General features: G+C 69.3%; 6 protein-coding genes. 1 reads left to right on the top strand and 5 read right to left on the bottom strand.

The features are described from left to right. Positions 1-161: 161 nt before the first annotated feature. From ACIQ7D_RS25520 to ACIQ7D_RS25505, 4 genes are all read right to left on the bottom strand, one after another. Positions 162-1,118, bottom strand: coding sequence for a carbohydrate ABC transporter permease (locus ACIQ7D_RS25520; RefSeq protein WP_403941176.1), 957 nt, complete (start codon positions 1,116-1,118; stop codon positions 162-164). A gap of 8 nt (positions 1,119-1,126) precedes the next feature. Next, entirely contained in the window at positions 1,127-2,476 is a 1,350-nt protein-coding gene (locus tag ACIQ7D_RS25515) for an ABC transporter substrate-binding protein (protein WP_403941174.1), read from the bottom strand. A 236-nt stretch (positions 2,477-2,712) separates the two neighbouring features. After that, complete coding sequence (locus tag ACIQ7D_RS25510; protein WP_403941172.1) at positions 2,713-3,741, bottom strand: LacI family DNA-binding transcriptional regulator; 1,029 nt, start codon at positions 3,739-3,741, stop codon at positions 2,713-2,715. A 132-nt stretch (positions 3,742-3,873) separates the two neighbouring features. After that, positions 3,874-8,184 carry a discoidin domain-containing protein gene (locus tag ACIQ7D_RS25505; protein WP_403941170.1) on the bottom strand — a complete coding sequence of 1,437 codons (4,311 nt, stop codon included), beginning with the start codon at positions 8,182-8,184 and terminating at the stop codon, positions 3,874-3,876. A 442-nt stretch (positions 8,185-8,626) separates the two neighbouring features. On the opposite strand from ACIQ7D_RS25505, the gene ACIQ7D_RS25500 reads away from it, so the two are divergent. After that, on the top strand, positions 8,627-8,956 hold the full coding sequence (locus ACIQ7D_RS25500) for an SCO0607 family lipoprotein (protein WP_403941168.1): 330 nt from the start codon (positions 8,627-8,629) through the stop codon (positions 8,954-8,956). A 56-nt stretch (positions 8,957-9,012) separates the two neighbouring features. Here ACIQ7D_RS25500 and ACIQ7D_RS25495 read toward each other — a convergent pair whose 3' ends face one another. Then, the gene (locus ACIQ7D_RS25495; protein ID WP_403941166.1) at positions 9,013-9,252 is read right to left on the bottom strand and encodes a DUF6011 domain-containing protein; all 240 of its coding nucleotides are present in this window, start codon (positions 9,250-9,252) and stop codon (positions 9,013-9,015) included. Between the last annotated feature and the right edge of the window lie 65 nt (positions 9,253-9,317).

Raw genomic sequence — 9,317 nt, 5'->3', positions numbered from 1 at the left:
CGCGCCACCCGCCACGACGTGGGCAAGACGACCAAACGCCCCGAGAGCATTACTGAACGCAATCGCCTCAAAGCTCGCAAAGGTTAAATTCTAAGCTCAGAGCCTGTCGGCTTGCCTCTGACCGGGCGGGGCCGCCCGATCGGAGGCCACCCGGCAGGCTCTCAGTCGTCGGTGCGGGTGAGCCGCAGATAGAGGGCGGAGAAGACGCTGAGCACGATCAGCAGCAGTACGCTCAGGGCGCACGCGCCGCCGAAGTCGTTGTAGAGGAACGCGTACTTGTAGATCAGGTAGAGGACGGTGACGGTCGAACTCTCCGGACCGCCACCGGTGATCACGAACGGCTCGGTGAACACCTGCATCGTCGCGACGATCTGGAGGAGCATCAGCATCAGGATGATGAAGCGGGTCTGCGGGACGGTCACATGGCGCACCCGCTGCCAGAGGGAGGCGCCGTCCAGCTCGGCCGCTTCGTACAGCTCCCCGGGGATGCCCTGGAGCGCGGCGAGATAGATGAGGACCGTGCCGCCCATGTTCGCCCAGGTGGCCACGACGACCAGGGAGAGCAGCGCGGTGTCGGCGCCGTTGGTCCAGTTCGACGTGGGGAGGTGGAGGAAGCGCAGGGTCTCGTTGGCGAGCCCGGCGCCCGGATCGTAGAACCACTTCCACAGCAGGGCGCTGACGACCGGCGGGATCATCACCGGCAGGTAGACGACCACCCGGAAGAAGGACTTCGCGTGGCGCAGCTCGTTGAGGACGAGCGCCATCAGGAACGGTACGGCGAAGCCGGCGAGCAGGGCGATCACGGTGAAGGTGAGGGTGTTGCGCCAGGCGGCGCCGAACTCGGGATCGTGGAAGACCTGGGTGAAGTTGGCGGTGCCCACCCACTGCGGTGGTGCTCCTGGGGTGTACTTCTGGAAGGCGATGATCACCGCGCGGACCGCCGGGTACCAGGAGAACAGCGCGAAGCAGATCAGGCCGCCGATGAGGAAGGCGTAGGCGCGGAGCTGGTGCGCGAGGGCGCGGCGCAGGGCGCCGGGGGCGCCGCGGCCCGCCGGTGCGCTCCGCCCCGGCGGAGGTACGGGCGGCGCGGGCCGCTGGGGAGCCTGGGCGGTCTTCATGGGTTGTGTCAGCCCCGGGCCAGGATTCCGTCGATCTTCGACTGGGCGTCCTGGAGGAGCCGGTCGATGTCGGCGTCCTTCTTGGTGAGGACGGCGGAGACCGCGCCGTCGAGGACCGAGTAGATCTGCTGTGCCTTCGGCGGTTCGAGCTTCGCCGTCAGCCCCTGGCTTCCGTCCAGGAACGCCTGGTAGTTCTCCACGGGGACATTGGCGTACCGCTTCTTCAGTTCCTGGTCCCGGGTGTCGGTGGCGCCACTCCACAGCCGGGGCTCGGGGAGGCCGACCGGGGCCTTGAGGTCGGCGGCGCGCTTCCAGTCGTTGAGTCCGGATCCCGGGGTGTTGGTCTGGAACTCCAGCCATGTGAGGCCGGCCCTGATCTGGTCCGGGGACGCCTTCTTGTTGAACATGTAGCCGTCGCCGCCGATGAGGGTGCCCTTGCCGCCGGGCATCGGGGCGAGCGCCAGGTCCTCGTAACTGCCGCCCTTCTCCTTGACGAGGATCGGCACGTTGTCCGGCGCGGAGAGGTACATGCCGAGCTTGCCGGAGCCCATCATCTGCTGGACGTCGTTGAGGATGAGCAGTTGTTTGGTGCCCATGGAACCGTCGCTCCAGCGCATGTCCTTGAGGTTCTGGAGGACGGCCCGGCCCGCGGTGCTGTCGACGTCCGCCTTCTCACCGTCCGCGGTGACGTTGTCGCCGCCCTGCGCGTAGATCTCGGCGGTGAAATGCCAGCCGCCCTGGTTCTGGGCGCTGTAGTCGGCATAGCCCACGTACCCCTTGCCGAGGCCCGCGATCTTCTTGGCGGCGGTGCGGACCTCTTCCCAGGTGGCGGGCGGCTCGGCGGGGTCGAGTCCGGCCCGCTGGAAGAGCTTCCTGTTGTAGAGGAGGCCCATCGAGTAGTTGGTGCGCGGGACGCCGTACACCTTGCCGTCGACGGTGTAGACGTCGCGCAGGGACTGCTGGATGTCGCTGTAGCCCTTCATGTCCTTCACGTACGCGGTGATGTCCGCCGCCTGGTTGATGTCGACGACGTGCCGGGCGTCGGTGAAGTACGTGTAGAAGACGTCCTCCATCTGGCCGCCGGCGAGCTTGGCGTCGAAGGTCTTGGGGTCCTGGCAGGGGAAGGCGTCGCGGCCGACGACGTCGATGTCCGGGTTCGCCTTCTCGAACGTCGCGATGTCGTCCTCGAAGTTCTGCCGGTCGATCCTGGCGCTCTTGGGCGGCATGCAGTTGACGGTGATGCGCGTCCTGCCGTCGGCCGAGCTGTCCCCGCCGGCGCCGCAGGCGGCCAGTCCGGTGAGGGCGAGTGCGGTGGCTGTGGCGCTGGCGAAGGTACGGCGGAACCCGGAACTACTCATCGGCGGGACCCCTCTTGGGCAGGAGCGCGGGAAGCCCACAGCAGCTCGCTGTGTGGCGGCGCTCACTCAACCACCATCACCGGATGCCCGCAATATGTCGCTCCGATTTCGCAAATAGTTGACAGGTCTTCGTCCGCATCGGGACGCGGCGGCGGCAACGCCTCCGTACGCCGTCGGCCCCGCACACCGGGGGTGTGCGGGGCCGGGCCGGCCGCGTGACGGGTGAGGAGGTGCGGTCAGCCGCGGGGCGCCTGGCCGGTGGAGCCCCGTACCACCAGCTCCGGCTCGAACAGCAGCTCACCGGGGGGTACCGAGCCGCCCTGGATCTGGGCGTTGAGCATCTCGACGGCCGCGCGGCCCATCGCCTCGATGGGCTGACGGACCGTCGTGAGCGGGGGCTCGGTGCAGTTCATGAACGCGGAGTCGTCGAAGCCGACGACCGAGACCTCGCCGGGGACCGTGAGGCCGCGCCGCCGCGCGGCCCGTACCGCCCCCAGGGCCAGTGGATCGCTCGCGCAGATGATCCCCGTGACGCCCCGGTCCAGCAGGCGTGTGGCCGCCGCGTGGCCGCCCTCCAGGGAGAACATGGTCCGCTCGACGCGCTCCTCCGGGAGCGCGGGACCGGCCGGACCGGCGCCGGCCGTCGCGGCGTACGCCGCCCGGCCCGCAGCCAGCTTGCGCCGCGACGGCACGTGGTCGGCCGGTCCGAGCACCAGCCCGATGCGCTCGTGGCCGAGCGAGGACAGATGGCGCCACGCCTGCTCGACCGCGACGGCGTCGTCGCAGGAGATGCAGGGGAAGTCGAGGTTCTCGATGGGCGCGTTGATCAGGACGACCGGGATACGGCGCTCGGCGAGCAGCCGGTAGTGGTCGTGCGGGGCGTCCGCCTGGGCGAAGAGACCGCCGGCGAAGACCACCCCGGATACCTGCTGCTGGAGCAGCAGCTCCACGTAGTCGGCCTCGGAGACACCGCCCTTGGTCTGGGTGCACAGCACGGGGGTGAGGCCCTGCTGCGCCAGTGCGCCGCCGATCACCTCGGCGAACGCCGGGAAGATGGGATTCTGCAGCTCCGGCAGGACGAGACCGACGAGCCGGGCGCGCTCGCCGCGGAGTTGGGTGGGACGCTCGTAGCCGAGGACGTCCAGGGCGGTCAGTACGGACTGCCGGGTGGCCGGCGAGACCCCGGGCTTGCCGTTGAGCACCCGGCTGACCGTGGCCTCGCTGACCCCGACCTTCTTCGCCACCTGAGCAAGTCGTCGCGTCATGCGCGCAAGAGTATCGCAAGAATTGCAAGCGGCTTGCTTGGTCTGCCGCGCTTCATGACGGACGGACGGGACGGTGCCGGCCGGGTGTACCGGCCGGCACCGTCCCCCTCGCCGTGACGAGGTGACCTGGCGCTACGGGTTGATGTTGATCTTGAAGCCGGGTGTGGTGTTCCTGATGTCCACGGCGTTGTTGTCGAGCTTCAGGCGGTTGAAGGTGACCTCGCCGACGGCCGGCCCTTGCCCCGGCTCCGGCAGCTCGTTGGCCCACACCCCGAAGCCGGACTTCGCGTCGAAGGCGTCACCGCTCTTGCGCGCGCCGGTGATCGAGATGTCGTTGAGAATGGTGTCCTTGACCGGGAACTGCGCCTGCCCTCCCACGTAGTTGGTCTGGAACATGATGCCGCTGTAGGTCGGATCGACGATGTCGACGTCGTTGATCCGGATGCCCTGGAACACCTTGGACGCGGAGAACAGCCAGATCCCCGGGAAGGTCTGCCCGTTCCAGAAGTGGCCGCCCGCCCGTACGACCGACACGTTCTCGATGGTCGTCGGACCGGTCCCGAAGCCGTTCATCGGGTACCCGAAGTCCAGCGAGCTGACCGTGATGCCCGAGTACACCAGGGTGTCCGCGATATGGATGTTGCGGAAGGTGTTGTCGTAGCCGCCGTAGACGGCGATGCCCGCGGCGCGCCAGGTCAGGATCGTGGTCAGGTTCTCGTAGACGTTGTTCTTCATGTCCGCGCCTCCGGCGTCGATCGCCGAGAAGAGCGCGAAACTGTCGTCTCCGGTGGCCCGTGCCTCGTTGTTGACGACGTGGTTGTCCGTGGAGCCGTTGGTCATGTTGACACCGTCGGCGAACATGTCGCGGATCCGGGAGTTCTTGATGGTGATCCGGTCCGTGTTCGCGCCCCAGTAGAGGCACACCATGTGCTCGTTCCAGATGTTGTCGATCACCATGTCGGCGACATCGGCGAAGTCGAACACCTTGCCGGGTCCGTCGATGCGTGAGGTGTAGTTGCCGAAGTACGCGAAGCCGCTGAAGGACGATCCGTTGGCCGCGGCCTCGGCACGGAAACCGATGTCGGTGTTCTCCTGCGCCGCGGGGGCGCGGAAGCGGGTGAACCAGGGTCCGGCGCCGACGACCCGCACCGGCTTCCCGTACACCTGGAACTTGGCCGAGGTCTGATAGTCACCGGCGGGCAGATAGACGCCCACCAGCTTCCCCGTGGTGTCCATCCGGACCGTGTCGAGGGCGTTCTGCACATCCTGGTGGCCGAGGCCGGCCGGCACGACGTACGCGGCCGGGTCCGGGTTGGCGATCGGTGTGGCCTGCTCCAGGCTGACGAAGTCGATCGCGTACTTCGAGGTGTTGGCGGTGTCCTTCTGGAGCCTGATCCTGCTGCCTTCCGGGACGGTTCTGCCCAGCAGGACATTGGCCTCGTCGTAGATGTGGCGGGGCGCGCCGGAGCTGGGCGAGTTGCCGGGGGCGGCCTCCGCCCCGTACAGCCAGGCGTACTTCGAGGTGAGGTCGACGGACTTGAGGAAGGTTCCGTCCACGTAGATGTTGAGGGTGGCGTCGATGCCGCCGCCGCCCGCCGCGTCCGGGATGGAGAACCGGGTGACCAGGGTGTTGGTGCTGGCCTTGGTGGTGAACTCGACGTAGCTGCCGGTGTTGTCGAGGGTGACCGCCTTACGGCCGGACGCCTCGCCCGCGAGGTCGCCGATGGTCCTGTTGGGCCCGACGACCCGGGCGCCGCCGCCGGTGACGCCGTCCTCCGCCTCGTACAGGTCGTACGGCATGTCGGCGCCGCGCCCGACGAAGAGCGGCTGGGTGCTGGTGTTGTTGTCGCGCTTCACGGGCAGTTCGTTGGCGTCGGCGTCGAGGACCGCCTTGAGTGTGTACGAGCCGTTGACGGCCGTCCAGGTGCCGAGGCCGACCGGCGCCGTGGTCGCTCCCGGGGCGATGGTGCCGTTGTACGCGCCGGTCAGGGTCTTGACCGTGGCTCCCTTGGCGTCGAGCACGGAGAGGGTGATGCCGTGCGCTCCGGCCGCCGACGCCACGTTGCCCTGGTTCCTGACCGTGACGGAGAAGGCGACGGTGTCACCGGCGGAGGGGGAGGACGGGGAGGTCGCGACCGTCGCGGTGACCAGGTCGGAGCTGTCGACCGCCCGCACCACGAGCGGGGTGGGACTGGTGTGGCTGTTGTTGGTCTCGTTCTCCTCGGCGATCAGGCCGCCCGGGTCGACGACCGCGCCGAGCTGGTACGAACCCGCCTCCCGCGTACCGATGTTCGCCGTGACCGTGGCCGAGGCACCGGCGGCCAGCGCGCCCACCGACGCGGTGGCCGCCTTGGTGCCGCCGAGCCGGAATTCGACCGGTCCGGCCGGCGCGGCGGCCCGTCCGGCGTTGCGTACGGTCGCCGACAGGGTGATCGCGTCGGATTCGACGGGCGCCGAGGGCGCGGCGCTCAGCGCGGTCACCGTGAGGTCGGGGTTGGGCGCCGGGGCGCCGAGCACCTGGAACTCCGCCACCTGTCCGGCGCCCGAGCCGGTGTTGGAGGCGAACTTGAGCTGGACGTCGGCGACCCGCGCCGCCACCGGGATGGTCACCGTGTTGCCGGTCGCCGGGGTGAAGGCGTAGTCCTTCGCCGCCACCAGGCCGGTGAGCCCGGACGCGCCCTGCTCGCGGCCGAGGACCTGGATGTTCTGGGTACGCGCTCCCCAGGCGCTGTCCGGATTGAGCTTGACGACCACGCTCCGGGTGTCGGCGTTGGCGCCCAGCTTCACGGTGAGGGTGTTGGGGTAGCTGCCGCCCGCGCCCTCCCAGTAGGTGGTGAGGCTGTTGTCGTTGGCGTTCTCCGCCGCATAGGTGTGGACCACGGAGGAGGCGGCGATCGGCCGGCCGACGGCGAGGTTCGACACGGAGCCCGAACTGCCGTTCCGTGTCACCGTGTTGCTGTCGGCCGACACATTGCCGGCCGCGTCCTTCGCCCGGACGTGGTACGAGACCGTCGTCCCGGCGGGCTGGGTGTCCGTGTACGTGGTGACATCGCCGGCCACGCTCTTGCGCAGGACGTTGTCGGCGTAGATGTCGTAGCCGGTCACCCCCTTGTTGTCGGTCGAGGCCCCCCAGGTCAGTGTGATCTCGTCGGTCGACGGCTCGGTGAACGCGAGGCCGGTGGGGGCGGTCGGCGCCTCGGTGTCCCCGCTGTCGCCGCGCCGGGTGACGGTGTCGCTGTTGGCCGACGCGTTGCCCGCCGCGTCCTTCGCGCGGACGTAGTACGAGACCGTCGCTCCGGCGGGCTGGGTGTCCGTGAAGGTGGTCACGGTGCCCGGGACGCTGCTGCGCAGTTCGTTGCCGGCGTAGATGTCGTACCCCGTCACACCGGTGTTGTCGGTGGACGCCTTCCAGGCCAGCACGATCCGGCCGGTGGTGGGTTCGGTGAAGGTCAGCCCGGTCGGCGCGGTGGGCGCCTCGGTGTCCCCGGTCCCGGGTCCGTAGATCTCCAGCTCGGAGAGTTGTCCGCCGGGCTGGGCGGAGTTGGCGGTGATCAGCACCCGGAGGTAGCGCGTGGTGGTGGTGTCGAAGGGGATCGTCACCGACTGGCCGCCCGCCGCGTTGAACGGGTACGCCTTGGACGCCGTCAGATCGGTGAACGCGCTGTTGTCGGTGGAGCCCTGGATCTTCAGGGTCTGGTTCCTGGCGCCCCAGCCCTCGGGCAGCCGCAGCACCACCTGATCGACCCGGACCGAGGAGCCGAGGTCGGCCTGGATCCACTGCGGGAAGTCGTTGTTCCGGCTCTCCCAGTAGGTGGCCGTGCTGCCGTCGTTCGCGTTCCCGGGCCCGTAGACCTCGGTGAAGCTGCTCGCGGTCAGGGTTTTACCGAGGGCGAGGTTGACCGAGGCGGCGGCTGCCGCGTGTACCTCCAACTCGGCGAGCTGGGCCTTCTTCCCGGCCGTACCGGCGGTGAAGTCGGCCCGGACGAAGCGGGTCCTGGTGGCCGGGAAGGTGACCGTCACCTTGTTGCCCGTCCCGGGGCCGAAGGTGTACGTGGCCGAGGTCTTCAGGGTCGAGAAGCTGGTGCCGTCGGCGCTGCCCTGGAGGGACAGGGTCTGCTTCCTGGCCGCCCATCCGGTGGGCAGCCGCAGCACCACCTGGTCGACCCGCCGGGTGGCGCCCAGGTCGGTCTGGACCCACTGGGGGAACTTCTTCCCGTCGCCTTCCCAGTACGTCGACGGGTCCCCGTCCGTGACGCCGCGGGCGGCCTTGCCGCCGGTGGTCGCGCTCGCGGTCGCGGTCCGGCCCGCGGCGATGTTGGGGCCCTTGGCCCGGGGGCCGTCGGTGGCCGCGGCCGCGGCGGTGAGGGTCGGCCAGCCGGCCATCAACAGGCTGCTGGCAAGGGTGGCGGCGAGGACTCGCCATCTCCGGCGTAGCGATCTCATGGATCCCCGATCTTCGGCCTCGGCGCGGAGGGCGGCGAGGGCGCGGCTCTGGCAGCACGTCTGCAAGGCATGCGTTTCTGCACTGACGAACGGAGTATTTGCGTTTTGCGGTGAGAGAGTTGCAGAGAAACACCCGGGCGTCCACCGCTCGAACCGAACCAAATACCCGGCAAGGCCCGCCGAAGTTGTGGGTCAGACTCCTTGTACGAGCCCGTTCATCGCCACTTCAGGGCCGTCAACAGGCAACCGTAAGCGATCTGCAAGAACTGCCGGGAATTTGCGAAGTTGACGAAATTCCCGAGGGCGTGCCGGAGCCGCCGCCGTGGCCCGGTGCCGCGCGTCTGGGTGACACGGCCGCCGTCACATGAGTACGTGTACTCACGTGCGGGCCGCGCACCGTCCCGCAGGATGGCCGCATCGACCCACACCGAGGGAGCCCACCATGCGTACCACCAGCCGATTCCGTATCTCGTCGCCCGGACGGCGCCCGAGGCGGTCGGTCGCGGGTCTCGTCCTGGCCTGCGCGGCTGTGGCGGCGCTGACCGGCTGTTCGATGGAGGACGCGATCTGCGGGGGCGGCGAGTACCCGGTCATGACCGTGGGCAGCACCGGCAGCGCCTGCGTACCCGAGGACGAGGATCCTCCGAAGGGGTATGTCCGCTACCCGGAGGGAAAGGTGCCGAAGCACGTCGACGACAAGTGGGACCTCTACTGGCAGACCCACACCGTGGACGAGAAGGGCGAGATCATCAAGGCTCCCGACGCCGGGTGACGAGCGCCTGACCGCTGTCCGGGCCCGCGCCACCGGGCGTTCCCCGGTCGTTCCGGTCAGACTCCGGGCAGCGGATCCTGTTCGGCCTCCCTGCGCCGGGTCCTGATATCCGGTGCGGGCGGGTGGAGTTTGGCGTCGCAGGCGGGGCCGAGACCGGTGCGGCGCGAGGCCGTGCCGGTGAGCGGTCTGCCGCACATACGGCATCGGACGGGCCGGGCGCCGGTCGCGTCCGGCGCCGGGCCGGGGAGCCGGCCGTCGTCGGCGGGCGGCTGGGGTTCGAGAGATGTTTCGTGCACGGACCACCTCTACCAGCCCGGCCGCCGACCGCCGCGGCCACGGGTCCACAATGAGGGCAGACCGC

The sequence above is a fragment of the Streptomyces sp. NPDC096310 genome (assembly GCF_044763125.1).
Classification (GTDB): Bacteria; Actinomycetota; Actinomycetes; order Streptomycetales; family Streptomycetaceae; genus Streptomyces.
The sequence above is the reverse complement of the archived record's forward strand: the minus strand, read 5'-3'. Positions and strand labels throughout refer to the sequence as shown.